This window comes from Streptomyces sp. NPDC020747 (assembly GCF_044334695.1).
Taxonomy (GTDB): Bacteria; Actinomycetota; Actinomycetes; order Streptomycetales; family Streptomycetaceae; genus Streptomyces.
The window spans coordinates 34,289-58,091 of record NZ_JBIRTJ010000028.1; the positions used below are offsets into that span (position 1 = coordinate 34,289).

Below are 23,803 nucleotides of genomic sequence, written 5' to 3' on the forward strand. Positions count from 1 at the left end.
TCCCTGCGGTCACGGGGCATGGGGCAAGGGGCGGGGCGAAGAGCGCAGTGCGGGGTGGAGCGGAGGAGCGGGCTAGGGGATCACGGGGTCACGGGCTCCGCCGTGAGCTGCTGTCCGTCGACCGTCACGGCGCCGGTCTCGGGGTCGATACGCGGTGCGGGGCTCGGCTTGCCCGCTCGGTTGAGGATGCCGACCTGTCGGCCGCTCGGCAGGACGATCCAGCCGCCGTCGACCTCGGCGCCGCGCACGGTGGCGGTCGCGCGGTACAGCCCGGAGGGCTTGACGGCCTTGTCTGCCGTGAAGCCGTACTCCCGCTGTCCCATGTCGACCGTGCCGCGGATCCGCTCGCCCTTCAGCTCGCCGGTGAGGACGTTGCCGTTCTGGCCGGTGAGCCGCATGCTGCCGTCGGCCTTGACGTCACCCTTGAGCCACGACTCCTGGTCCTTGCCGTCGCAGAAGTACGCGACCGCCTTGCCGTCGCGCAGGGTGACCGCGACCGCGGAGGAGTCGTCGTCCGTGCGGCCCGCGTAGTCGGCGTTGGGTACGGCGGACTTCGACGGGCTGTTCGACGGGCTGTTCGACGGGCTGGGCGAGGGCGACGGCTTGCCCGACGGGGGCGAGGCCGTGGGTGTCGGGCTCGCCGACACGACGTCGCCCGAGGACTCGCTCCCGGTCGACGTACTGCGCGTCCCTTCCGTCGCGTTGAGCGACAGCATGAACAGGGCGAGCAGTAGTCCCGCGAGGAGCGTGAAAAGTGGTCCGGAACGCTTCATCGAGCCTCCCCCGAGGCGTGGCGCGGACAGCCTCACCATGCAAGCGGACCCGCGGCCCCTGCGTCCAGAGGCGCACAGGAGCGACTTCGCGGAAATTGAAGGACGATCACACCTTAGAGGACAACTTGACTCCAAGTGGTGCCAAGGGGTGATTCGGGTGACGATCTGGGCAGTCTGCTCGGCGGTGTTCTCGGCGGAGGCGCTCGGAGCGGCGGCGGCACCGGGAGCGGCGGCAACCCGCTGGGCGGACTGATGGACCTGTCTGACCCGGTCCGGCCTCGCGGAGCAGAAGGACTCCTGGGTCGGCACCGGCCGGAACCAGTCCGTGACCGGCGCGCAGATCCGGCAGGCGCTGCCCGACGAGACCCTCAAGCAGGTCGCCGACGAGGCGGGCGTCACGACCGACCAGGCCGCCACCGAGATCGCGCAGATCCTGCCTCGGGTGGTCGACCGGCTGAGCCCCGACGGACACCTGCCGGACGCCTCGCTCGCAGGCCTCGTCGAGCGGCAGCGGTTCTGAGGCTCTCGGCCTGTCCGCGCGCCCTGCCAGGACAGCGCGGCGGGCGTCTCGGCAGGCGGGCGCCCGGTACCGGGCCGTCGAGGGCTGACTAGGCTGGATGTACAAAGAGACGGAACGTACATCAGCAAGGAGCATCACCGTGGCGGTACGAGCGGTCCGGGGCGCCGTCCAACTGGAGCGGGACGAGGCCGGCCACATGGACGAGCAGGTCAGCGAGCTGCTCACCGCCGTCCTTGAGCGGAACCGGCTGACCACCGAGGACCTGATCAGCATCTGGTTCACGGCGACGCCCGACCTGCACAGCGACTTCCCGGCCGCCGCGGCACGCAAGCTCGGCATCGTCGACGTACCGCTGATCTGCGCGCAGGAGCTGGACATCGAGGGCGCGATGCCCCGGGTCGTACGGGTCCTCGCGCACATCGAGTCCGATCTGCCGCGCTCCGAGATCGCGCACGTCTACCTGGGTGCCGCGGGCGCGCTCCGCAAGGACATCGCCCAGTGAGAACCGCACTCGTCATCGGTACCGGACTGATCGGTACGTCCGCCGCGCTGGCCCTGACGGGACGCGGCGTCGTCGTGCACCTCGTCGACCACGACCCGGAGCAGGCCCGTACGGCCGCCGCGCTCGGCGCCGGCACGGACCAGGAGCCCACCGGGCCCGTCGACCTCGCGATCATCGCGGCACCGCCCGCGCACGTGGCCGCGGCGCTCGCCGACGCGATGCGGCGCGGGGTCGCGCGCGGCTACCTGGACGTGGCCAGCGTCAAGGGCGGGCCGCGCCGTGAACTGGAGGCGCTGGGCCTCGACCTGTCCGCGTACATCGGTACGCATCCCATGTCGGGCCGCGAGAAGTCGGGCCCGCTGGCCGCGACCGGGGACCTCTTCGAGGGGCGCCCCTGGGTGCTGACGCCGACCCGGGACACGGACACCGAGGTCCTCAACCTCGCGCTGGAACTCGTCTCGCACTGCCGTGCCGTACCGGTCGTCATGGACGCCGACGCCCACGACCGCGCGGTCGCCCTCGTCTCCCACATGCCCCACCTGGTGTCGAGCATGGTCGCCGCGCGGCTGGAGAACGCCGAGGAGGCGGCCGTACGCCTCTGCGGTCAGGGCATCCGTGACGTGACCCGGATCGCCGCCTCCGACCCGCGGATGTGGATCGACATCCTCTCCGCGAACCCGGGCCCGGTCGCCGACCTCCTCGCGGACGTCTCGGCCGACCTGGAGGAGACCGTGCAGGCCCTGCGAGCCCTCCAGTCCTCCGACGAGGCCAAACGTGGCGAGGGGTTCACCGGCATCGAGGACGTCCTGCGCCGGGGCAACGCCGGCCAGATCCGCGTCCCCGGCAAGCACGGCGCAGCCCCGACCGTCTACGAGAGCGTCGTCGTCCTCATCGACGACCAGCCGGGCCAGCTGGCCCGTATCTTCGCCGACGCGGGCCGCGCGGGCGTCAACATCGAGGACGTCCGCATCGAGCACGCGACCGGCCAGCAGGCGGGTCTGGTCGAGCTGATGGTGAAGCCCTCCGCTGCGCCCGTGCTGACGGCGTCGCTGCGGGAGCGGGGCTGGTCGATCCGGCAGTAGGGCCGGGCGGTGCGCGACACGACGCCGTGAACCCGGTTCCGGTGGACGTCTTGATGATCGTCCCGGTGATCGTTGCGGCGGTGGCCCAGGGGGCTGTGGCAGGGGCACCGCGGGGTCCGTAAAACGGGGCCCGGGAAGCCAGTAACCTTGTTCGGGGCACGATCGCGCCCGAACCAGCCCACCACCCCGTACCAGGAAGGTGCCCGCACCCGTGGAAACCACCGCCGCCCGGACCGCTCCGGCCGTGATTGTCGCCATCGACGGTCCCTCCGGCACGGGCAAGTCGAGCACCTCCAAGGCCGTCGCCGCGAAGCTCGGCCTGAGCTACCTGGACACGGGTGCCCAGTACCGGGCGATCACCTGGTGGATGGTGGCCAACGGCATCGACGTCACCGACCCCTCCTTGATCGCGGACGCGGCCGGGAAGCCCGACATCGTGTCCGGTACGGACCCCTCGGCGCCGACGATCACGGTCGACGGTACGGATGTCGCGGGCCCGATCCGCACCCAGGAGGTCACCTCCAAGGTCAGCGCGGTCAGCGCGGTGCCCGAGGTGCGGGCCCGGATCACCGAGTTGCAGCGCTCGATCGCCTCGGCGGCCGGGCAGGGCATCGTCGTCGAGGGCCGGGACATCGGCACTACCGTGCTGCCCGACGCCGACCTGAAGATCTTCCTCACCGCGTCCCCGGAGGCCCGCGCGGCCCGCCGCAGCGGTGAGCTCAAGGGTGCCGACGTCAACGCCACCCGCGAGGCCCTCATCAAGCGGGACGCGGCCGACTCCAGCCGAAAGGCCTCGCCGCTCGCCAAGGCGGACGACGCGGTCGAGGTGGACACCTCCGACCTCACGCTCCAGCAGGTCATCGAGTGCGTCGTCACCCTCGTCGAGGAGAAGCGGGCCACGAAGTGAGCGTCGCGTCCATGCCCTCGGTCAAGGGCGCCGAGGTCGGGCGGCGCATCGGCGTCGGCCTGATGTACGGCCTGTGGAAGCCGCGGGTGCTGGGTGCCTGGAGGGTCCCCGCGACCGGCCCGGTGATCTTCGCGGTCAACCACTCCCACAACATCGACGGCCCGATGGTCATCGGCGTGGCGCCCCGGCCCTCGCACTTCCTGGTCAAGAAAGAGGCGTTCGTCGGCCCGCTCGACCCGTTCATGACCCGCGTCGGCCAGATCAAGGTCGACCGTGACACCACCGACCGGACGGCCATCACGCGCGCGCTGGGCGTGCTGGAGAACGGCGGGGTCCTCGGGATCTTCCCGGAGGGCTCCCGCGGCGAGGGCGACTTCGCCGCACTGCGCGGGGGGCTCTCCTACTTCGCCGTCCGCAGCGGGGCCCCGATCGTCCCGGTCGCCGTCCTGGGAAGCACGGAGCGGCGCGGCCGGTTGATAAAGGCGCTGCCCCCGCTGCGCAGCCGGGTCGACGTCGTCTTCGGTGACCCGTTCGAGGCGGGCGACGGCAGCGGACGGCGTACGCGCAAGGCGCTCGACGAGGCGACCGTGCGGATCCAGAAGCAGCTCACCGCGCACCTGGAAAACGCCAGGCGCCTCACGGGGCGTTGAGAGACACTTCAGTAGTGGATCACCCGATACGGGCGGTCCACCGATCACCACGATGAACTACGAGGTACGGACTTCATGAACGACCACATCCAGCCCGACGGCTCGGCAGGCCCTGCCGAGCACGAGCACGGGGCGCTTGGCGATGCCGAGTACGCGGAGTTCATGGAGCTCGCCGCGGAAGAGGGCTTCGACGTCGAGGACATCGAGGGCGCGATCGAGGCGGCCGGCCACGGCCCGCTCCCGGTCCTCGCCGTCGTCGGCCGCCCGAACGTCGGCAAGTCGACCCTGGTGAACCGGATCATCGGCCGCCGGGAGGCCGTCGTCGAGGACAAGCCGGGCGTCACCCGCGACCGCGTCACCTACGAGGCCGAGTGGGCGGGCCGCCGCTTCAAGCTCGTCGACACCGGCGGCTGGGAGCAGGACGTCCTCGGCATCGACGCGTCCGTGGCCGCGCAGGCCGAGTACGCGATCGACGCGTCCGACGCGGTCGTCTTCGTCGTCGACGCCAAGGTCGGCGCCACCGACACCGACGAGGCGGTCGTGCGCCTGCTGCGCAAGGCCGGCAAGCCCGTCGTCCTGTGCGCCAACAAGGTCGACGGCCTGAGCGGCGAGGCCGACGCCTCGTACCTGTGGGCCCTGGGCCTCGGCGAGCCGCACCCCGTCTCCGCGCTGCACGGCCGCGGCACCGGTGACATGCTGGACGCCGTCCTGGAGGCGCTGCCCGAGGCCCCGGCGCAGACCTTCGGTACCGCCGTCGGCGGCCCGCGACGCATCGCCCTCATCGGCCGCCCGAACGTGGGCAAGTCGTCGCTGCTGAACAAGGTGGCCAACGAGGACCGCGTGGTCGTCAACGAGGTCGCGGGCACCACCCGTGACCCGGTCGACGAGCTCATCGAACTCGGCGGTGTCACCTGGAAGTTCGTCGACACGGCCGGTATCCGCAAGCGCGTCCACCTCCAGCAGGGCGCCGACTACTACGCCTCGCTGCGTACGGCCGCTGCGGTGGAGAAGGCCGAAGTCGCCGTCATCCTGATCGACGCCTGCGAGACCATCTCGGTCCAGGACCAGCGCATCGTCACGATGGCGGTCGAGGCCGGGCGTGCGATCGTCCTCGCCTTCAACAAGTGGGACACCCTCGACGAGGAGCGCCGCTACTACCTGGAGCGAGAGATCGAGACCGAGCTCGCCCAGGTCTCCTGGGCGCCCCGGGTCAACGTCTCGGCGCGTACGGGCCGGCACATGGAGAAGCTCGTCCCGGCGATCGAGACCGCGATCGAGGGCTGGGAGTCGCGTGTTCCCACGGGCCGGCTGAACGCCTTCCTGGGCGAGCTGGTCGCCGCCCACCCGCACCCGGTCAGGGGCGGCAAGCAGCCCCGCATCCTCTTCGGCACCCAGGCGGGCACGAAGCCGCCGCGGTTCGTGCTGTTCTCCTCGGGCTTCATCGAGCACGGCTACCGCCGCTTCGTGGAGCGCAGGCTGCGCGAGGAGTTCACCTTCGAGGGCACGCCGATCCACATCTCGGTGCGGGTCCGCGAGAAGCGCGGCAGGAAGAAGTAGCCGCACGGCACGTGTACGCACATGGGTGAGGGCCCCGCAGAACTGCGGGGCCCTCACCCATGTGCCTCAGTCTTCCCGGTGCCTCAGCGTTCGCGGCGCGGTCCGGGCGGGAGCGCCGCCGGGATCAGGCCGGTGGCGTGCTGCCGCGCCACCGGCTGCCAGACGGACGTGACGGTCTGGCTCTGGTGCGTGGACACCTGCCCCGTCTGGTGCTGCCCGACGTGCCGCATGCCGTACGCGGTCGGCGTGTACGCGCCCGAGTTGTACGAGCTCGTGCTGAGCAGCCCCGTCCCGTGCAGGCCCGAGCCGTACAGGCCGCCGCCGTGCGGCCCGGTCCCGAACGCCGTGAAGCCGAGCTCCTCCTCGCCGCTGCGGTCGCCCGGCAGGGTCCGGAAGGCCTTGCGGAACTCCGCGAAGAGCGCGTCGTAGATCGGCGTGGCCGAATGGATGCCCGCGGTGTCCTGTACCGGCCGCATGGCCGGGATCGGGGACGTGTACGGCAGGCGGCGGGGGGAGTCGTAGGTGTGCACGTCTGTGCCAACGACCCCGCCGCCCTTCGGATGCGGCCGACGGTCCGTATTGGCCGGTCACCGGGAGCGTTTCCGGCGCATTCGTGGACCGGGGCCCGCGCTCAGGTGCCGGCCAGGGGCATCGCGCTCGCCACCAGCTGGCCATTGGCGGCGGCCTTGTCGAGGGCCTGGCGCAGCAGGTCCTCGCGGGGCTGGCGGCCGATCGAGCCGACCGGGGCCGCGAACAGCAGCACCTGCTGGTGCTTGTTGGCGGCCGCCCGCCAGCTGTCGGTGACCTGGAGGGGCTGGTGGGCCTGCCACCAGGCGACGGGCGAGCCGCCGCCGGTGCCGGGCTGCAGGACCGCGTGCAGCTGGCCCATGGCGAGCAGCACGGACCAGCCGTGCAGCACGGGCGGCACCTCCGTGACCTGGCTCAGCGGCATGAAGCCCTGCTCGATGAGGAGCGGCAGGAAGTCGTCGCCCGCTCCTCCCGTCGTGCCGGGCCGGGCGATGCGTGCCGTCGGCTCGACGACGAGCGCGGGGTGCAGCTCGCCGCCGAGCAGGACGAGCCCGCTGGTGACACCGAGGACGGCCTGCTCGGGCAGGGCCTCGGCGGGGCGCTCGGCCCCGGTGGTGGAGTCGCCGGTGATGGAACGGACGGCGCCCTGCAGTTGCTCCTCGGTCACCTGGACGACCTGCGAGGGCAGGCAGGTGGCGTGGGCGAAGGCGAGTACGGCGGTCTCGTCGCCGATGAACAGGACGGTGCTGGTGCGCTCCTGTTCGGAGTCGCCCTGGGTGCGGCAGGACGTGCAGTCGTAACTGCCCGGGGCGTTCTCTCCGGCGAGCAGCCGGTCGGCTTCTTCGTCGCCGATCTCGGCGCGTACGTCGTCGCTGACGTCGAGCATGCGCGGCACGGGTGGCTCCTCGGGATGCGGTGCGTGGTGCGGCCGGGTGGCCCCCGGCCCATGAACCGGATGGGTTCCCGGCTCATGAAGAAGACAACGGACGATCTGTGGCGGGGGTCACGCCCGGGAGCGAACGGAATCGAACCATCCTGCGCACAGGGTGAACCCGGCTGCGGAATCTGTTACTCCACGCCAACTTCTCGGGGTTCCAAGGAAGTTGATCCGGTGAGGTGAGTCACGGATCGTCAGGTCGGTTGGTCGACAAATCCGGAAATCAGCGAATGAAGCGGGTGTCTCAAATTCGCTGATACTCCGGGTAACGATGAACTGGCCTGGAACGACAAGGAGTTGGTTGTTACCGGGCCTCCCGGCTCTCTACATTGCTCCGCTGTGTGCAACGAGCACCGCTCGGGTACGTCCGCCGACGCACCGCAAGTCAGCCAGAAGTATGACCAGCACCACCAGAAGCGTCACCAGTTCCACCAGTTCCACCAGTTCCATCAGCACCATCTCCGGCGGACGGGGTGAAACGGAAGGGTCGCGTCGACACGCGGGACCTTCCGGGCCGCCTTGGGGGAGCCCGGGTCCTTGGAGAGGGAACTACATGTCCGAATGTGCCGATACCACCCGTAAGACTCGTACCGCGGCGGTCCTCGCCGGGGCGGCACTGCTCGCCCCGCTCGGACTGCTCGCCGCCACCGGGAACGCCGCGGCGGCGGACAGCGGAGTGTGGGACCGCATCGCCCAGTGCGAGAGCGGCGGCAACTGGCACATCAACACCGGGAACGGCTACTACGGAGGACTCCAGTTCTCCGCCGGCACCTGGCGCGCGTACGGCGGCTCGGCCTACGCGTCCACCGCCGACAAGGCCTCCAAGACGCAGCAGATCGCTGTCGCCACCAAGGTGCAGCGCGGGCAGGGATGGGGCGCCTGGCCCACCTGTTCGTCACGCGCGGGCGCGTCCGGCGGTGCGCCCGCGGCGTCCACGCCCAGCGCCCCCACCGCCAAGGCCGTCCCGTCGAAGCCGGCGAAGGCAGCGAAGGCGCCCGAGCGTTCGGCGGGCCACACCGGCCGCGGCTCGTCCCGCGGTGACTACACCGTCCGCGGCGGCGACACACTGAGCGCCATCGCGGCCCGGCACGGAACCACCTGGCAGCGGATCTACGCCGCCAACGAGGCCGCCATCGGCGGGGACCCCGACATGATCGTCCCCGGCCAGCGGCTGGAGCTGTGAGCCCGGGGCCCCACCCGGTCCTCCGACCGGGTGGGGCCCCGTCGGACGCCTGCGCGGCTCGCGGATGGGCCGTCACCACCCTGCCTAGCGTGGCCCGATGTCGATCAAGCGCATGCGGTACGCGGCCGTCGTCGCCGTCGTCCTGGCCGTACTCGCCCCCGCGGTGGCGGTCGCGGCACCACCGCCCGGGGGACCACCGCCCACGGCACCCGGTCCGCCGGTGCCGGACCGGGTGCCGTACGACTGCGCCAAGGACCAGTGGCCGTGGGGCTGTCTCGCCCAGTGCGAGAGCAGTGGCCGCTGGGACGCGAACACCGGGAACAGGTTCTACGGAGGACTGCAGTTCTGGCAGCCCACCTGGAAGGCGTTCGGCGGTCTGGCCTACGCACCGCGTGCCGACCTCGCCACGCGCGCCGAGCAGATCCGGGTCGCGGAGGAGGTGCTGCGCGTCCAGGGATGGGAGGCGTGGCCCGTCTGTTCCAAGAGGTACAAGCTCAAGGGCCGGGCGCATGTGGTGAGGTCCGGCGAGTCGCTCGTGTCGATCGCCCGCCGCTACCGCGTCAAGGGCGGCTGGCAGGCGCTCTACAAGCTCAATCGTAAGATGGTCGGAGAGCATCCGGAGCGGCTGAGTCCCGGCACCATGCTGAAGCTGCCGAAGGGGGCACGGCCGGGGCGGCTGGTCACTCCGGCGCTGCCTCCGGTGACTTCTCCGACGGTTCCTCCGGAGGACGCGGCCACCGGCTCCCCGAGTCTCCCGGGAGTGTCGGACCAGGCGGACCCCCAGGACCGCGCCGCCACGACGCCTCCGCCGGTCCTGATGGGTCCGCCGCTGCCGAGACCGCCGTCTCCGTCGCCTCGCCGCTGAACACGACCGCGCCGCGCCGGAGTTCGTACACGATCGTCGTCCCGCCGTGCAGGCCGGGCGGCAGGCGCTGTTCGGCGACGATCACGCAGGCGTCGAGGCCGCTCAGCAGCTCGTAGGTGCGGGCGGCGACCGTCGGGGACATGCCCTGCGCGGGTTCGTCGACGAGGACCACGCGCGCGCGTGCCAGGAGGGCGCGGGAGAGGGCGAGCATGCGCTGCTCGCCGCCGGAGAGGGTCCCCGCCCTCCTCGGGAGCAGGGGGCCCAGTTGGGGATACGCGTCCAGGGCGGGCGCGAAGTCCTGGCCGGGGGCGGCGAGTGAGAGGTTCTCGCGGACGGTGAGCGAGCCGAAGACGGCCCGGCGGTCCGGGACGAGGCACAGACCGCGGCGGGCCCGTTCGTACGCGGGCATCCCCGTGACGTCGGTGCCGTCCCAGACCACGGCCCCGCGGGACAGGGGCACGGTTCCGGCGAGGGCGCGCAGCGCGGTCGTACGGCCCGAGCCGTTGCGGCCGAGCAGGACGGTGACGCCGGGGGCGGGCGCGTGGAGTGTCACCCCGTGCAGCGCCTCCAGCGGGCCGTACCGCACGCGCGCGTGGCGCAGGGAGATGCCGGGCGGGCTCATCCGTCGACCGCCGTTCCGAGCCCCTGGCTTCCCCGGCCGCCCTGGTGCCCCTGGTGTGCCTCGAGCCGGTCGAGGCCTTCCAGTACGTGGTCGGCGGGGCCGGAGGCGACGACGCGGCCCGCCGTCATGACGTGCACGGTGTCGGCCAGCTCGGCCACGAGGTCCAGGTCGTGCTCGACGACGAGCAGGGCCGTACCGTCCGCGGCCAGCGCGCCCAGCACCCGGGCCAGCGCCGTCACCTCGCCCGTGTCCAGTCCCGCCGCGGGCTCGTCGAGGAGCAGGACACGCGGGCGTCCCGCCAGGGCCCGCGCGAGTTCGACCCGCCGCAGCGTGCCGGTCGGCAGGCCCGCCGCCGGGAGTGCCCGGACGGCTCCGTCGAGCCCGAGCAGCCGCAGCATCCGTTCCACGGCGTCCGCGTCCACGACGCGCCCCTGCTCGGCGCCCACGCGTACGTTCTCCGCCACCGTCAGGGTCGGGAAGACGGCGAGTTGCTGAAAAGTGCGGGCGATACCGAGCCGGGTCCGCGCGTGGGCGGGCAGCCGGGTGATGTCCCGCTCCCCGAGCCCGATCCGCCCGGCATCCGGCCGCACGGTCCCGGCGAGACAGTGGAACAGGGTGCTCTTCCCGGCCCCGTTGGGCCCGACGACGGCGGTGATCCGGCCCGGGCTCAGATCGAGGTCCACGCCGTCCAGGGCGGTGAACCCGTCGTAGGCGACGCGGAGACCGCGTGCGCGGAGAAGGGGGAGGACGGGCGGGGCGGGGGAGAGCCGGGGCCGGGCCGGCCAGCGTGCCGTGGGGTCCGCGGCGCGGGGCACGGCCGTAGCGCGGGCGTCGGACTCGGGAGCCCTCGGAATGGCCGCCGTGCCCGGTTCACCGTCTTCGGAGGTCGGGTCATGTGGTGAGCCGGGCTTGGACGACACGGGTCGGCCACCGCCCGCCGCGGCCCGGCCCGCGTCCGGCGGGGGAGCCGCGCCGAATCGCTCGGCGGGGCCCACGGCGGCCCGAGGCGTGCCGGGCGTGCCGCCACTGTCGGCTGCGCCGGGCTCCGGGGCGCCGGGCGGCGGGGCGGGACGCTCGTGGGGTTCGGCCGGTCCGGTGCCCGCCGCCGGTCCGGTGTCCTCCGCATCGGGTGCGGCGGACGCTCGAAGCGGGTCTTCGCCCCGGCCTTCGCCCCTGATTCCGCCGGGCACCGGCGGCAGGCCGGAGTCCGTGGTCCCGGGCGCACCGGTACGCCCCGGTGTGTCGGACGTCGAAGGCGAGCCGGACGTCCAGGGCGCCGCGGACTCACCTGCCGCGGGAGCGGATCGTCGTACCGGCCGCTCCACCAGCGGGCGCCCACCGAGGACGCTCATTCCCGTGACCGTGGTGGCGGACGGTCCCGCCAGTGCCGTCGCCCCCGCCGCGGCTGCCGGCCGGGGGTGCGTGCCGGGGCCCGTGAGCGTCGCCCGGAGTCGGCGCCGCACGCTCGCGCCGAGTGGAGTGAGCGTCACCTCGCGGCGCAGCCGCAGGCGTTCGGCCGCCAGGCGCAGGGCCTCGTACGGGCCGCCCGGGAAGCGGCCGACGAAGACCGCCAGGAGGCCGATCAGGGCCGCCGCGACGCCGCCGCGTGTCCCCGCGTCCAGGCCGACCAGGAGGGCCGCCGCGAGCAGCGCGCCGAGGACGCTGTCGGCGCCGAGGACGACGATCGCGGCGAACCACAGCAGGCCGCGGACCGGGTCGTACGCGGCGGGGTCGAAGGCGCGCAGGCCCATGCCGAGCATGCCGCCGCCCAGCGCGGCCAGGGCGGCGCCCGCGACGAAGGCCGTCAGTTTGAGCGCCGGCACGCGGACGCCCGCCGCCGACGCGCCCGCCTCGTGGTCGCGCATCGCCGCCAGGGCCCGGCCCGTACGGCCCCTGCGCAGTGCGTGGGCGGCCAGCAACGCGCCCGCGAGTAGGGCGAGTTCGAGTGCGTAGTACGCGCGGTCGCCGTCGAAGCCCGCCGGGCGGCCCAGGGTCAGACCCGAGGTCGCGTACGGCTGGGCGAAGACGAAGCGGCTGACTCCGACACCCACCGCGAAGGTGGCCAGGGCGAGGGCCAGGCCGTGGCGGCCGATGGCGGGCCAGCCGGTCAGCAGGCCCAGGGGCGCCACCAGCAGGACGGCCACCGCGAGCGCGGCCAGTTCGGGGAGTTCAGGCAGGCCCGGGAAGCGGCCCGCCGCCAGCAGCGCGGTGAAGAGGGCGCCCAGACCCGCGTACGCCGCCTGGCCCAGGGAGATCTGGCCGCCGCGGCCCGTCACCACGACCAGGGACAGCAGGACGACCCCCAGGGCCGGGACCTGGACGGACGTGTGCAGGTCCGAGCCCGCGAAGCCCAGGGGGAGCAGGAACAGGACCACGGCCACGATCCACGCGCCCGGCGGGGTCGCCACCCGGGCGCTCGCGGTGCGCGGAAGCGCGTCCCGGGTGCCGATGCCGGGCAGGACCAGCGCCGCGACCAGCAGGGCGACGACGAAGAGGTTCGCGCCCACCGCCTGGAGCAGCGGCTCGCGCCAGCCCGTCGGGTGCAGCCGCGTCAGCTGGCTCTGGGCGACCCCGATGCCGAGTGCCACGACCACGGCCACCGGCAGGCTGCGCATCCGGGCGGCGACGGCGACCGCCACCACCTCCATCACGAGGAGCGGCATGCCGTACGGGTCCAGGCGTACGTACGGGGCCAGCAGCACGCCTGTCAGGCCGGCTGTGAACGAGCCGAAGGCCCAGCCGGCCGCGGCCACCCGGTCCGCGTCGATGCCGCCCAGGACGGCGAGCGAACGGTCGTCGACGACGGCCCGCAGCTCTCGGCCGAAGCGCGTCCAGCGGATCACCGCGCCCACGCCCACGGCGAGGACCAGTGTCACTGCCAGCTGTCCCCACGGGTCCGCCGAGACGAGCGTCGGCGCGTCCGAGCGTGCGCCGGGGCCCCAGATCAGGGCCGCGCCGCCGACTAGGAGGACGAACACGCCGATGGACGCGACGAGGGTCTGCGCCGGGTCGCTGCCGAGGACGGACAGGGGACGGAAGACGAACCGTTCCAGTGCCATGCCGATGCCCGGGGCCACCACGAGCAGCGTGAGCGCGGCGGCGAGCGGCAGCGGCCAGTCCCACTCGACCGTGAGCTGCCACAGCAGATAGGCGCACACCATGGCGATCGCGCCGTGCGCGAAGTTGAGGACGCCGGTCGCCCGGTGGGTGACGACCAGGCCGATCCCGCTGAGCGCGGCGGCGCTGCCGACGGAGAGCCCGGCGAGCGTGAGGTCGTACGTCAGTGACGCCATCGGCCGTCAGCCGCCGGACATCAGTCGTCCGCCCCGGACGGCCGGGGGTCCGGGGTGGTGGGCTCGCAGATCGGGCAGGGGGCCAGTTCGCCGCCCGCGAGGACCCGTGAGTCGACCGGCAGGGCCTCCGCCTTCCCGGAGACCAGCGGGCAGTCCGCGCGGTGCCAGAGCGTGCCGCCGGGCACCATCAGCAGGTCTCCGCCGACGGCCACGGGCGCGGCGGCCGCCTGCCCGGACTCGTCGGCGTCGGCGGGATCGGCGGCCACCAGGAGCCCGTACAGCTCCTCCACGCGGGCCGCCGCGAGGGTGTTCCTGCCGTGGGCGAGGAGCACCGCGCCCGCGATGATCAGCGCGGCTCCCGGCACGGTGCAGGACGCGAGGTACGGCAGCTGGCGTTCCGCGTACCGCTCGCCGGAGATCCCGTACCAGCCGAGGACGCACAGCACCGCTCCCGCGGCGAGCGCGGCCCACCCGGCCCAGAGGACGGGGTGCACGGTCCGCGGTCGAGCTGTTCGCATGGGGGCTCCCATGTCATGTGTCCGGCTGTCTTCCAAGTCCGCCGATGGACTTGCACTATGCCTTCTGCAAGCTGACCCTGAAAGCTCCGGGCGCACTTGGCCCGGACCGACACCCGGTGGTGAGCCAGATGGTTCTCGGGAGTGACCTCAGGCGGGGGACGGGCCGAGGGCTGGCGGTGGCGGTACTCGTCCTCGCCTCGGCTCTCACGGCCTGCGGCGACGACAGCGGCGGCGACGACACGACTCCGCCCTCGCCCTCCGTGGAGCAGCCCACGACGACCGAGCCGAGTCCGAGCGCGAGCGCTCCGGACGATCCGGCGGCGGCCGAGAAGGAGATCAAGGGGAACTGGAAGAAGTTCTTCGACCCCGACGTCCCCCTGAAGGACAAACAGGCCCTTCTGGAGAACGGCGACAACATGGCGCAGGTCCTGGAGAGCTTCAGCGGCGACGAGCGGGGCGGGCAGGTGGAGGCGACCGTCGACCAGGTCGAGTTCACCGCGCCGACCGCGGCGAACGTGACGTACACGCTCACCCTGAAGGGCGCCACGGTCATGCCGAACGCCGCGGGGACCGCCGTCGAGCAGGACGACACGTGGAAGGTGTCCGTCAAGACGCTGTGCGGTCTGGTCGGGCTGAGCGGCAATGCGTCGCCGGGTCCGGGTTGCTGAGTGCGCTGTCGCGGGCCTGCTGCTCCTGGTGGGCACGGCCTGCGGCAGCCGTCTCCCGGAGAGCGCCTTCGCCGACCGGTCCGACCGGCCGCGCGGTACGCCCACGCCGGGCACCGCGGAGCCCCTGCGCGTGGGGATCATCACGAGCGCCACCAGCCCGGTCGGCGGCAACGCCTTCACCGGGCCGCGCGACGGCGCGAAGGCGTATTTCGACCGGCTGAACGCGCGTGGCGGCGTCGCCGGGCGCCGGGTCGACGTCCGCACGTGCGACGACGGCGGCAGCGGTGTCGGCAACAACGAATGCGTGCACAAGCTCGTCGACGAGGACAAGGTGGTCGCCCTCGTCGCTACCAGCGCGCTCGACTACGCGGGCGCCTCCCGGGTGTCACGCGCGCGCGTGCCCGACATCGGCGGACAGCCCATCGGCGCGGCGTACGACACCTATCCGCACCTCTACGGGATCTACGGCAGCCTCGCCCCACGGGACGGCGAGCCCGGCTGGGACGGCAGGCTGTACGGCGGCACCGAGACCTACCGCTACTTCAAGCGCGAGCAGGGCGCCCGTACGGCGGCCGTCGTCTCGTACAACCAGTCCGCGTCCGCCGCCTACGCCCGGCTCGTCACCGAGGGCCTGAAGGCCGAAGGCTACAAGGTGGTCACCGAGCAGGTCGACTTCGCACTGCCCAACTTCCGTGCCGCCGCCGCCGACCTGAAGGAGCAGGGCGCCGACGTGGTCTTCGACGCCATCGACACGTACGGAAACGCGCGGCTGTGCAAGGCGATGGACGACGTCGGCGCCGACGTCGTCGCCAAGGTCACCAACGTGCAGAACTGGACGTCCACCGTCCGCGAGGACTACAAGGACGCGCCGCGCTGCCGCAACGCCCTGTGGGCGACGGGTTCGAGCCGCAATTACGACGACACGGCCACGGGCACGGCGACGGGACACGAGGCCGTACGGGAGTTCCGGGACGGCACGAAGAACCTGAAGAGCCACTCCCAGTGGCAGCTGGAGGGCTGGGCCGCCGCGATGTGGTTCACGGACGCGGCGAGGTCCTGCGCGAGAACGGGCGTCACGCGTGCGTGCGTCGACCGTTTCATGGACACGGGGAAGCCGTACACGGCCGACGGTCTGCTGCTGCCCGTCCGGTACGAGCGCCTGCCCGAACCCCCGAAGACCCGCAGGACCTGCCTCTCGGTGGCCCGCTGGGAGGACGCCCGCGGATGGGTCAGCCAGGGCGACATGAACGACGAATGCTTCGACGTGCCGCAGTTGTCCTACAAGCCCTGATGCGTCCCGGCGGCAAAAGGTTCCACTATCTGGTTACCGATAGCGCAACTGTTCGGGAACAGGATGATAAGTAAGCCCAACCATCCCCCCAAGTCCCCGGTCTAACCCACAGGTAGCTGGATGAGCCGGAGATACGGGGACGCATGCAGATCTCTTTCCTGATACACAACGCCTACGGAATCGGGGGGACGATCCGGACGACGTACAACCTTGCGAACACGCTCGCCGAGCAGCACGACGTGGAGATCGTCTCCGTGCTCCGCCACCGCGACGAGCCGGTCTTCGCACTGGATCCACGCGTGCGTGCGCGCCACCTCGTGGACATCCGCCCGAACAGCCCGGGATACGAGGGGGACGACCCCGCCTACCGGACGCCGGCCCGGGTCTTCCCGCGTGGGGAGGTCCGCTACGACCAGTACAGCGCTCTCACCGACCGCCGTATCGCGGACCACCTCTCGAAGGTCGACTCCGACGTGGTGATCGGCACCCGGCCCGGGCTGAACGTGCATCTGGCCCGCGAGACCAGACGGGGCCCGCTCCGCGTCGGCCAGGAGCACCTCACGCTCGACACCCACTCGGAGTCCCTGCGCACGGAACTGCGCGGCGCCTACCCGCGGCTCGACGCGCTCACCACGACCACGGAGGCGGACGCGGGGGCGTACCGCAAGAAGATGCGGCTGCCCGGCGTGCACGTCGAAGCCGTCCCCAACCCGGTGCCCGCGCCCGGCATCGAGCCCGCGGACGGTTCCGGCAAGTGGGTCGTGGCGGCCGGGCGGCTCGCCCCGGTCAAGCGGTACGACCTGCTGATCAAGGCCTTCGACCGGGTGCGCGAGCAGCGGCCCGACTGGCGGCTGCGGATCTACGGCGGCGGCAAGCAGAAGGACAAACTGCGCAAGCTCATCGACGAACTGGGCCTCTACAACCACGTGTTGCTGATGGGCCCGGCGCATCCCATCGAACCGGAGTGGGCCAAGGGATCCATCGCCGCCGTCACCTCCAGCCTTGAGTCCTTCGGCATGACGATCGTCGAAGCCATGCGCTGCGGCCTGCCCGTCGTCTCCACGGACTGCCCGCACGGCCCGGGGGAGATCATCGACAACGGCGTGGACGGACGTCTCGTTCCCGTCGGCAACGTCGGGGCCATCGCCGACGGACTGCTCGAACTGATCAACAACGACGAGCTGCGGCAGCAGATGGCGCACGCCGCGCTCAAGGACTCCGCGCGCTTCGACCCCGCCCGGATCGCCGAACGCTACGAGGGGATCTTCTCCGGTCTCGTCCCACGCGGCGGCGCCTCGAAGATCGGCCGGATGCGCGGCTCACTGCATCGCACGCGGGGCGCTCTGCTCGGCGGCGCGTATGCCGTTCGGGATGCCGGACGGACCGTACTCGGGAAGGAGAGCTCCGCATGATGACGGTGGCTCCGCAGGCCTCGCACCGGCACTCCGACAAGGACGTGACCATGTCTCCGGGCGCCGACTGCGTCGCCGACTCGGCGGGCGGGCTCACCTTCGACGTCACCGACCCCGGTCCGGGCGTCGCGGCCGGCGACACGCATCTCCTGCTCCGGCACCGGGACGGAGTTCAGGAGGTCCGGCTGCCGCTCACGCCGGCCGCCGACGGCCGGCTGCGCGCCGCGCTGCCCAGCGGCGTCGAGCTGCCCGAGGGCCGCTGGGACGCCTACGCCCAGGTCGCCGACGGCGAGCCGCAGCGCCTGGCACCCGGCCTCAACGACCTGCGCTCGCTCGTCGACCGGGTGCCGAGCGGCGCCCGCGGACATGTCGCCGTCCGTATCCCGTACGGCACCAAGCACGGCAACCTCTCCGTCCGCAGCTGGCTGCGCGCCCCGCACGCGGAGGCGGGCGAACTGCGCATCGAAAAGGACGAGTTGGGCGTACGCGGCCAGGTGTACGGCGTCGAGCTCACCCCCGACGCCTACGCCGAACTGCGCGGCCGTGACGAGCCGGAGACCGTGGTGCGGGCCGAAGTCTCCCGGGACCAGGCCCGGTTCGGACTCACGGTGGCCTACTCCGAGCTGACGGAGGGCGTCTGGGATCTGTGGCTGCGCCCGGCGGGGGAGACCGGGCCGCGGGTACGGATCGCCCGGCTGCTCGACGACATCGCCGACAAGAAGCCGATCTTCAGCTACCCCAAGGTCACGCTGGAGACGGCGTACGGCCCGGTGGAGACCGGGCCGTACTACACGAGCGACAACGACCTGTCGGTGACCGTCACCCCGGTGAACTCACCGAAGTGAGCCGAAGAACGCCCTGATGTCGCCGGTCAGCAACTCCGGTACCTCCAGGGCCGCGAAGTGCCCGCCGCGGTCGAACTCCGTCCAGCGGACAACGGTGTTGGTCTCCTCGGTCCAGCGCCGGATCGCCACGTCCTCTCCGAAGTTCGCGACGGCGGTGGGCACTTCGGAGCGCGTGACGGGGAACCAGTCACCGTTGTGGCCGTTCTCGTAGTACATCCGCGCCGCCGAGCCGGCCGTCCCGGTCAGCCAGTACAGCATCACGTTGGTGAGCAGCGTGTCCCGGTCGACCGCGTCCTCGGGCAGCTCGGCGGAGGAGTGCGTCCACTCCTTGAACTTCTCCATGATCCAGGCGAGTTGGCCGACGGGGGAGTCGCTCAGGCCGTACGCGAGTGTCTGCGGGCGGGTCGACTGCAGGACGTTGTAACCGAAACCGTCGCTGGTGAACCGGCCGATGGACGCGAGGCTCCGTCGCTCCCGGTCCGTCAGTTCGGCCTGGACCTCCTCGTCCACCGGACCCAGCGGGATGAAGCCGACGGACGCCGCGTTCACATGGACCCCGATCACCGACTCGGGCGCGACCCGTCCGAGCGCGGGTGAGATCAGCGCGCCCAGGTCGCCGCCCTGCGCGCCGTACCGCTCGTAGCCGAGCCGGCGCATCAGCTCGGCCCATGCCCGGGCCGTCCGGCCGACGTTCCAGCCGCGGTCCCTCGTGGGCCCCGAGAAACCGAAGCCGGGGATGGCCGGGATCACCAGGTGGAAGGCGTCGGCCGGGTCGCCGATGGGGGTCCCCCCGCTCGAGCCTGTTCGAGAGTGGGGGAGGGCGCGCGGGTCGCTCAGCGGGCCGATCAGGCCGAGGAACTCCACGATCGAGCCCGGCCAGCCGTGCGTCAGGATCAGCGGCACCGCGTCCGGCTCGGGCGAGCGGACGTGCAGGAAGTGCACCTGCGCGGCCGTCGATCTCCGTCACGAACTGCGGGATCTCGTTCAGGGCTGCCTCGTGCTTGCGCCAGTCGTACGCGCCGCGCCAGTGGTCGGCCAGCTCACGGAGATACGGCAGCGAGGCTCCGTACTCCCAGCCCACGCCCGGGAGTTCGTCCGGCCAGCGGGTCAGGTCCAGACGGGTGTGCAGGTCGTCGAGCTGCGCCTGGGGGATGTCGATCCGGAAGGGGCGGATCTCTTCGCTTGCGCTGTTGTCTGCGTTGTCTGCCATGTCTCGTAAGGTACGCACCCTTGCGGACAGCTTCTGTCCGCAATGCCTGGCAGACTCGGATTCATGTTGGAGACCTCGGCACGACTCCTGCGTCTGCTCTCGCTGCTGCAGGCGCACCGCGAATGGTCGGGCGCCGCCCTGGCCGACCGCCTCGGCGTCACCCCGCGCACGGTCCGCCGCGACGTGGACCGGCTGCGCGAACTCGGCTATCCGGTGAACGCCAGCCCCGGCACGGGCGGCGGCTACCAGCTCGGCGTGGGCGCCGAGCTGCCACCGCTGCTCCTCGACGACGACGAGGCGGTCGCCGTGGCCGTCGGCCTGCGCACCGCCGCCGGGCAGGGCATCGAGGGCATCGGTGAGACCTCCGTACGCGCCCTCACCAAGCTCGAACAGGTGCTGCCGCACCGGCTGCGCCGCCGGGTCGGCGCCCTCAACGCCTTCACCGTGCCGATGCTGCGCGGCCCCCAGCCCTCCGCCGTCGACCCGGCCGTCCTGACCGACCTGGCAGCCGCCTGCCGCGACTCGGAGCGGCTGCGCTTCGAGTACCGCGACCACGGCGGCTCCTCGACCCGCCGCACGGTCGAACCGCACCGGCTGGTGTGCACCGAGCGCCGCTGGTACCTGGTCGCCTGGGACGTCGACCGCGACGACTGGCGCACGTTCCGGGCCGACCGCGTCACGCCCAGGCCGCCGCACGGACCGCGCTTCACGCCCCGGCCGCCGCCCGCCGAGGACCTGGCCGCCTATGTGTCAAAGGGGGTGTCCGTCCGCGCGTACGCCACGCACGCCGTCGTCCGGCTGCTCGTGCCGAAGGAGGAGGCGGCCCAGCGGATCTCGCCCTCGGCCGGGACGCTGGAGGCGGAGAGCGACAGCAGCTGCGTCCTGCGCACCGGGGCCGCGAGCCTCGACGTGATGGTGATCCACGTGATGCTGATGGGCGTCGAGTTCGAGGTGCTGGAACCCGTCGAGCTCGTCGAGGCGATCAGGACGTCACGGGACCTGCTGACCCGGGCGCTGGAGCGGGTTCCGTCGCAGGAGGCGCGCACGGCGTCCTGAGGCGTGGGTCCTGTGCTTGAGCCATGCATTTCCTATGGTGTGTCAGCTTCCGGAACACATCACGGAATCGGAAAAGAATGGCGCGGACACTGGTCGGCAACACGCTTTCCGGCCCGATATTCGGGCTGCGGCCGCGGTAGTCCCGGGTACTCCCGAATTACGTTCGAAGGCGGGCGGAACATGCACGGAACCGCTCGTACGTGTGATGGCCTGCTGATGTCACCGCAGTCGAAACGGGTGTCGTTGTCCTGTGACAGAAGCGTGACCGGAGAGGGACCGGTGACTGATCGTGGCGGGTCCGGGCTTCCGCCGCCGCATTCCGCCGCCTAACGTGGCGGCATGGCACCGATTCCCACTCCTCCCGCAGAGCCCTCGGACACTCCGGACGCGTACGTCGGACTGGAGGCGAGCGGCGCCGAGCGGCTGGCCCGTGAACGCGGCTGGTCCAAGGTGAGGCCGCTGCCACCGGGAGCGATCATCACGATGGAGTACCTCTCGGGGCGGCTGAACTTCGAGGTCGCCGACGGCCGGGTGAGGCGCTGCTGGAAGGGCTGACCCGCCACCTGTCCGCACACCGTGAGGCGTGCACGTCGTGAGAGCGCGCCTCGTGAAGCATCGCAAGCACGGCGAAGGCCCCGGCTCCAGGAGCCGGGGCCTTCGCCGTGCGCGGGGCGTGGTGTGTGCGTACCGGCCCCGCAGTCCTGCTCAGCCGCCTGCCAGCGGGCGGGCCGAGGTGGTGCCACGTGTCACTCGGTCCGACTGTGGAGGTCTGCGGCTTCCGACGGGCGTCACCGGGGTGCGCTCCGAGCGGGCCAGATGCGGGCCCGGCGCCAGGTAGCCCTGCGGCCGGGGTGGCCGGGAGGCGGCCACCGGTTCGCGTACCGCGGGCTCCTCGTCGCCGGCCGGACTGCCGCCGGCCGGGCTGCCGAGCGGGGAGAGCGCCGCGGGAGCGCCCACCGGGGCGGCCGGAGCGGGCGCGGTGCGGCGACGGCGGTTGCGCCAGGCGTCGCGCAGGTCGAAGAGCCCGGTCTCGGCGCGCGCGATCAGCGGCTCGCACCAGGGCAGCCCGAGCAGGATCAGCAGTCCCGCGGCCCAGCCGAGCACCACGTCGCTCAGCCAGTGCGTACCGAGGTAGACGGTGGTCAGGCCGACGCCGAGGGAGACCACGGCGGAGACGGCCGACAGCCAGCGGCGGGCGCGCGGCGTCGAGGCGAGATAGGCGAGGATGCCCCAGGTCACGACGGCGTTCGCGGTGTGGCCCGAAGGGAATATGTCGCCGCCCAGCCACATCTCGTTCGAGCCGACGCTGGTCGCGTAGTGCGGGCCGAGACGGCCCATGATCAGCTTGGCGGCGCCCACCGTGATGTTCAGCAGCAGCAGCGAGGCGCCCAGGACCAGCAGCGGACGCAGGGTGTGCTGCCGCCAGGAACGCCAGCCCAGCCAGGCCGCGATCATCACGGCGGTGGGGCCGCGCTGGCCCAGCACCACGTAGTAGTCGAGGAACGCGTGGATCTCCGGCCACTGCTGGTACGGCCGGAAGAACATGACCTGCCAGTCGAACCGGACCAGCCACGACGTGATCACGATGGCCCACACGATGGCGACGTAGAAGGCGAGCGTGGACGCGAAGAGGACCACTCGGTGCCGGCTCATCCTGGGCACGTCGATGTGGGCCGGTCGTTCCGGCTCACGGTCCAGCCGGGCGAAGACCCGGTCCAGACGAGTCAGCTTTCGTTCGGTACGCACTCAATCGACGTTACAGCGAGTGAGCTGTGTTCCAGGCCGAAGCACCCTCTTTGTGATGACGATGTGATGTGGGATTGCTCTCAGGAGGCCGTTTATTTCCTTGGATTATGGAATCCCTCGTGCGCTCTTCCTTCCATTCGATTGATCATTCCAATGTGAAGTTTTGGGGTGCTTTTGAATTTCGTTCACCGAATGCTCGCACGCGCTTCTCCGGCTGCTCACCCGCCACCCTGGGTGCTCATGGCGGGCCGGAGCCGTTCAGCCAGAAGGCGCCGTACGCCGCCGAGGCCACCGCCACACCGCCCAGCACCCACACCGACCTGGAGGTTCGCAGTCGGGCGAGGGCTAGGGCGGGGGGCAGCAGCAGGGGGAAGGCGGGCAGCAGAAGGCGTGGTTTCGAGCCGAAGTAGCTCGACGCGCACAGGGCCAGCACGGTGACGACCCCCGCGTACACCAGAAGAGGCGGCGGCTGCCGCTGCCGTACGCAGATCACGTACAGCCAGACCAGCAGGCCGACCCCGACGATCAGCGCGAGGCCGGCGAGGGCCGACGGGAACGACGTGAACTTGTCCGCGACGAAGCGGGCGAAGGCGTAGCCGCCGTCGAAGCCGTTGCGCCAGCCCGCCTGGACGTCGAGATAGCCCAGCGGGCCCTTCCCCGTGCGACGGCCGACCCACAGGACGTACCCGGCGGCGCCGAGGGGCGCGAGCAGCATCGACAGCGCGCGCCGCCATCCCGGTGCGCCCGACTGTGCCGGAACACTCCGCTCCCGTACGAACGAGGCGATCGCCGCCACCCAGACGGCCGCGACCACCGCCGCGCCCACCGGGCGGGTCAGGCCCGCCAGCGACGCGAGCAGGCCCGCGGTCAGCCAGCGGCCGGTCAGGACCGCGTACAGGGACCAGGCGGCGAGAGCCGTGAACAGCGACTCGCTGTACGCCATCGACTGGACGATGCCGACGGGCAGGACCGCCCACAGCAGCACCGCGCAGATCCCGGCCCGGCTCCCGTACACATGGTCCGCGACCGCGAAGATCCCCCAGGCCGCGGCGAGCGAGGCCAACGCGCTGACCAGGAGACCCGCGTCCGCGTAGGAGAGAGGGGTGACCGCCGCGAAGGCCCGCTCCAGCCAGGGCAGCAGCGGGAAGAACGCCAGGTTCGAGTGCACGTCCCCGTTGGGTAGCCGCACCTCATAGCCGTAGCCGAGCTCGGCGACCCGTGTGTACCAGAGGGAGTCCCAGCGGGCGGAGAGCAACTGGTGCGCGCTCTTGTCCCGCGCGGCGCTCCACACGGCCAGCGTCACCAGGCCCAGCGCGCGCACCGCCGCGTACCCCAGCAGAGCGGGCGCGGCACGGCGCCAGGCGGGCCCCGCACAGGGCGGCGCGACGGGCGTCTCAAGATCGGTCACGGGCTCGATTATCGACGCCGCCCGGAACCGGGTACCCCGGCGGGGCGTGCTCGCCCACGGGGGAGCGTGGCGCACGCCACACGTGTCGAAAAGGAACGTGAGAGGTCCGCCACCTGTCCTCCGTGGGAACTCGCGTACCCTGACCACTCACTCGCCTTTGTTGCGTGGGCTCGGGACACCGCTCCTCCCGGGCCGCAGCCGCAGGGAGTCCCCACCCAGCGGATCCGCCG

Annotated in this window: 21 protein-coding genes and 2 pseudogenes; 14 read left to right on the forward strand and 9 right to left on the reverse strand. The window is 72.1% G+C overall.

Annotated elements, in window-relative coordinates:
• Positions 1-80: 80 nt before the first annotated feature.
• Positions 81-773 carry a hypothetical protein gene (locus ACH4YP_RS45295; protein ID WP_398497247.1) on the reverse strand — a complete coding sequence of 231 codons (693 nt, stop codon included), beginning with the start codon at positions 771-773 and terminating at the stop codon, positions 81-83.
• Positions 774-1,035: 262 nt separating this feature from the next.
• On the opposite strand from ACH4YP_RS45295, the gene ACH4YP_RS45300 reads away from it, so the two are divergent.
• From ACH4YP_RS45300 to der, 6 genes are all read left to right on the forward strand, one after another.
• The gene (locus tag ACH4YP_RS45300) at positions 1,036-1,293 is read left to right on the forward strand and encodes a YidB family protein (RefSeq protein WP_398497300.1); all 258 of its coding nucleotides are present in this window, start codon (positions 1,036-1,038) and stop codon (positions 1,291-1,293) included.
• Between the two features lie 139 nt (positions 1,294-1,432).
• Entirely contained in the window at positions 1,433-1,795 is a 363-nt protein-coding gene (gene aroH, locus ACH4YP_RS45305) for a chorismate mutase (RefSeq protein ID WP_361067607.1), read from the forward strand.
• Entirely contained in the window at positions 1,792-2,877 is a 1,086-nt protein-coding gene (locus ACH4YP_RS45310; RefSeq protein WP_398497249.1) for a prephenate dehydrogenase, read from the forward strand. The genes aroH and ACH4YP_RS45310 overlap by 4 nt, the downstream gene beginning before the upstream one ends.
• Positions 2,878-3,088: 211 nt before the next feature.
• The gene (cmk, locus tag ACH4YP_RS45315; RefSeq protein WP_361067612.1) at positions 3,089-3,784 is read left to right on the forward strand and encodes a (d)CMP kinase; all 696 of its coding nucleotides are present in this window, start codon (positions 3,089-3,091) and stop codon (positions 3,782-3,784) included.
• Positions 3,785-3,795: 11 nt separating this feature from the next.
• Positions 3,796-4,434 (forward strand): lysophospholipid acyltransferase family protein, encoded by a 639-nt coding sequence (locus ACH4YP_RS45320; RefSeq protein WP_361067633.1) that lies wholly within the window; start codon positions 3,796-3,798, stop codon positions 4,432-4,434.
• A 75-nt stretch (positions 4,435-4,509) separates the two neighbouring features.
• The gene (der, locus tag ACH4YP_RS45325) at positions 4,510-5,991 is read left to right on the forward strand and encodes a ribosome biogenesis GTPase Der (protein WP_361067615.1); all 1,482 of its coding nucleotides are present in this window, start codon (positions 4,510-4,512) and stop codon (positions 5,989-5,991) included.
• A gap of 83 nt (positions 5,992-6,074) precedes the next feature.
• Here the strand turns inward: der and ACH4YP_RS45330 are convergent, their stop codons facing one another.
• Together ACH4YP_RS45330 and ACH4YP_RS45335 are read right to left on the reverse strand one after the other, a co-directional pair.
• Positions 6,075-6,467 carry a hypothetical protein gene (locus ACH4YP_RS45330; RefSeq protein WP_361067618.1) on the reverse strand — a complete coding sequence of 131 codons (393 nt, stop codon included), beginning with the start codon at positions 6,465-6,467 and terminating at the stop codon, positions 6,075-6,077.
• A gap of 155 nt (positions 6,468-6,622) precedes the next feature.
• The gene (locus tag ACH4YP_RS45335; protein ID WP_361067621.1) at positions 6,623-7,414 is read right to left on the reverse strand and encodes a hypothetical protein; all 792 of its coding nucleotides are present in this window, start codon (positions 7,412-7,414) and stop codon (positions 6,623-6,625) included.
• A gap of 595 nt (positions 7,415-8,009) precedes the next feature.
• Here ACH4YP_RS45335 and ACH4YP_RS45340 point away from each other — a divergent pair.
• Positions 8,010-8,639 carry a transglycosylase family protein gene (locus ACH4YP_RS45340; protein WP_398497252.1) on the forward strand — a complete coding sequence of 210 codons (630 nt, stop codon included), beginning with the start codon at positions 8,010-8,012 and terminating at the stop codon, positions 8,637-8,639.
• Between the two features lie 112 nt (positions 8,640-8,751).
• On the forward strand, positions 8,752-9,504 hold the full coding sequence (locus ACH4YP_RS45345; protein WP_398497302.1) for a transglycosylase family protein: 753 nt from the start codon (positions 8,752-8,754) through the stop codon (positions 9,502-9,504).
• Here the strand turns inward: ACH4YP_RS45345 and ACH4YP_RS45350 are convergent.
• From ACH4YP_RS45350 to ACH4YP_RS45360, 3 genes and pseudogenes are all read right to left on the reverse strand, one after another.
• A pseudogene (locus tag ACH4YP_RS45350) lies at positions 9,485-10,126 on the reverse strand (ATP-binding cassette domain-containing protein); the annotation flags it as partial. The gene ACH4YP_RS45345 and the pseudogene ACH4YP_RS45350 overlap by 20 nt on opposite strands.
• Complete coding sequence (locus tag ACH4YP_RS45355; protein WP_398497254.1) at positions 10,123-13,419, reverse strand: ATP-binding cassette domain-containing protein; 3,297 nt, start codon at positions 13,417-13,419, stop codon at positions 10,123-10,125. The pseudogene ACH4YP_RS45350 and the gene ACH4YP_RS45355, both read right to left, overlap by 4 nt.
• A gap of 20 nt (positions 13,420-13,439) precedes the next feature.
• A complete protein-coding gene (locus ACH4YP_RS45360) occupies positions 13,440-13,937 on the reverse strand; it encodes a hypothetical protein (protein ID WP_398497256.1) in 498 nt (165 codons plus the stop codon).
• Between the two features lie 128 nt (positions 13,938-14,065).
• On the opposite strand from ACH4YP_RS45360, the gene ACH4YP_RS45365 reads away from it, so the two are divergent.
• From ACH4YP_RS45365 to ACH4YP_RS45380, 4 genes are all read left to right on the forward strand, one after another.
• Positions 14,066-14,605, forward strand: coding sequence for a hypothetical protein (locus ACH4YP_RS45365; RefSeq protein WP_398497304.1), 540 nt, complete (start codon positions 14,066-14,068; stop codon positions 14,603-14,605).
• Positions 14,580-15,896 carry an ABC transporter substrate-binding protein gene (locus ACH4YP_RS45370; RefSeq protein WP_398497258.1) on the forward strand — a complete coding sequence of 439 codons (1,317 nt, stop codon included), beginning with the start codon at positions 14,580-14,582 and terminating at the stop codon, positions 15,894-15,896. The genes ACH4YP_RS45365 and ACH4YP_RS45370 overlap by 26 nt, the downstream gene beginning before the upstream one ends.
• Before the next feature lie 143 nt (positions 15,897-16,039).
• Positions 16,040-17,308, forward strand: coding sequence for a glycosyltransferase family 4 protein (locus ACH4YP_RS45375; RefSeq protein WP_361064651.1), 1,269 nt, complete (start codon positions 16,040-16,042; stop codon positions 17,306-17,308).
• Positions 17,305-18,153: a hypothetical protein gene (locus ACH4YP_RS45380; protein ID WP_398497260.1), complete on the forward strand. Its 849-nt coding sequence runs from the start codon at positions 17,305-17,307 to the stop codon at positions 18,151-18,153. Before ACH4YP_RS45375 ends, ACH4YP_RS45380 begins: the two co-directional genes overlap by 4 nt.
• Here the strand turns inward: ACH4YP_RS45380 and ACH4YP_RS45385 are convergent.
• A pseudogene (locus ACH4YP_RS45385) lies at positions 18,142-19,363 on the reverse strand (epoxide hydrolase family protein). The gene ACH4YP_RS45380 and the pseudogene ACH4YP_RS45385 overlap by 12 nt on opposite strands.
• 63 nt (positions 19,364-19,426) lie before the next feature.
• Here ACH4YP_RS45385 and ACH4YP_RS45390 point away from each other — a divergent pair.
• Both ACH4YP_RS45390 and ACH4YP_RS45395 read left to right on the forward strand, forming a co-directional pair.
• Positions 19,427-20,419 (forward strand): YafY family protein, encoded by a 993-nt coding sequence (locus ACH4YP_RS45390; RefSeq protein ID WP_361064642.1) that lies wholly within the window; start codon positions 19,427-19,429, stop codon positions 20,417-20,419.
• Positions 20,420-20,758: 339 nt separating this feature from the next.
• Positions 20,759-20,974: an I78 family peptidase inhibitor gene (locus ACH4YP_RS45395; protein WP_398497262.1), complete on the forward strand. Its 216-nt coding sequence runs from the start codon at positions 20,759-20,761 to the stop codon at positions 20,972-20,974.
• A gap of 150 nt (positions 20,975-21,124) precedes the next feature.
• On the opposite strand, the gene ACH4YP_RS45400 is transcribed toward ACH4YP_RS45395, so the two are convergent.
• Together ACH4YP_RS45400 and ACH4YP_RS45405 are read right to left on the reverse strand one after the other, a co-directional pair.
• Positions 21,125-22,165: a phosphatase PAP2 family protein gene (locus tag ACH4YP_RS45400; protein ID WP_398497264.1), complete on the reverse strand. Its 1,041-nt coding sequence runs from the start codon at positions 22,163-22,165 to the stop codon at positions 21,125-21,127.
• A 238-nt stretch (positions 22,166-22,403) separates the two neighbouring features.
• A complete protein-coding gene (locus ACH4YP_RS45405; RefSeq protein WP_398497266.1) occupies positions 22,404-23,573 on the reverse strand; it encodes a glycosyltransferase family 39 protein in 1,170 nt (389 codons plus the stop codon).
• Between the last annotated feature and the right edge of the window lie 230 nt (positions 23,574-23,803).

Bases quoted from the DNA above. Each gene is read 5' to 3' on its own strand.
- der (WP_361067615.1), top strand. From the start codon at position 4,510: ATGAACGACCACATCCAGCCCGACGGCTCGGCAGGCCCTGCCGAGCAC.
- ACH4YP_RS45360 (WP_398497256.1), bottom strand. From the start codon at position 13,937: ATGCGAACAGCTCGACCGCGGACCGTGCACCCCGTCCTCTGGGCCGGG.
- ACH4YP_RS45345 (WP_398497302.1), top strand. From the start codon at position 8,752: ATGCGGTACGCGGCCGTCGTCGCCGTCGTCCTGGCCGTACTCGCCCCC.
- ACH4YP_RS45320 (WP_361067633.1), top strand. From the start codon at position 3,796: ATGCCCTCGGTCAAGGGCGCCGAGGTCGGGCGGCGCATCGGCGTCGGC.
- ACH4YP_RS45355 (WP_398497254.1), bottom strand. From the start codon at position 13,419: ATGGCGTCACTGACGTACGACCTCACGCTCGCCGGGCTCTCCGTCGGC.
- ACH4YP_RS45365 (WP_398497304.1), top strand. From the start codon at position 14,066: ATGGTTCTCGGGAGTGACCTCAGGCGGGGGACGGGCCGAGGGCTGGCG.
- ACH4YP_RS45295 (WP_398497247.1), bottom strand. From the start codon at position 773: ATGAAGCGTTCCGGACCACTTTTCACGCTCCTCGCGGGACTACTGCTC.
- ACH4YP_RS45330 (WP_361067618.1), bottom strand. From the start codon at position 6,467: ATGCGGCCGGTACAGGACACCGCGGGCATCCATTCGGCCACGCCGATC.
- ACH4YP_RS45340 (WP_398497252.1), top strand. From the start codon at position 8,010: ATGTCCGAATGTGCCGATACCACCCGTAAGACTCGTACCGCGGCGGTC.
- ACH4YP_RS45395 (WP_398497262.1), top strand. From the start codon at position 20,759: ATGGCACCGATTCCCACTCCTCCCGCAGAGCCCTCGGACACTCCGGAC.
- ACH4YP_RS45370 (WP_398497258.1), top strand. From the start codon at position 14,580: ATGCGTCGCCGGGTCCGGGTTGCTGAGTGCGCTGTCGCGGGCCTGCTG.
- ACH4YP_RS45380 (WP_398497260.1), top strand. From the start codon at position 17,305: ATGATGACGGTGGCTCCGCAGGCCTCGCACCGGCACTCCGACAAGGAC.
- ACH4YP_RS45375 (WP_361064651.1), top strand. From the start codon at position 16,040: ATGCAGATCTCTTTCCTGATACACAACGCCTACGGAATCGGGGGGACG.
- ACH4YP_RS45390 (WP_361064642.1), top strand. From the start codon at position 19,427: ATGTTGGAGACCTCGGCACGACTCCTGCGTCTGCTCTCGCTGCTGCAG.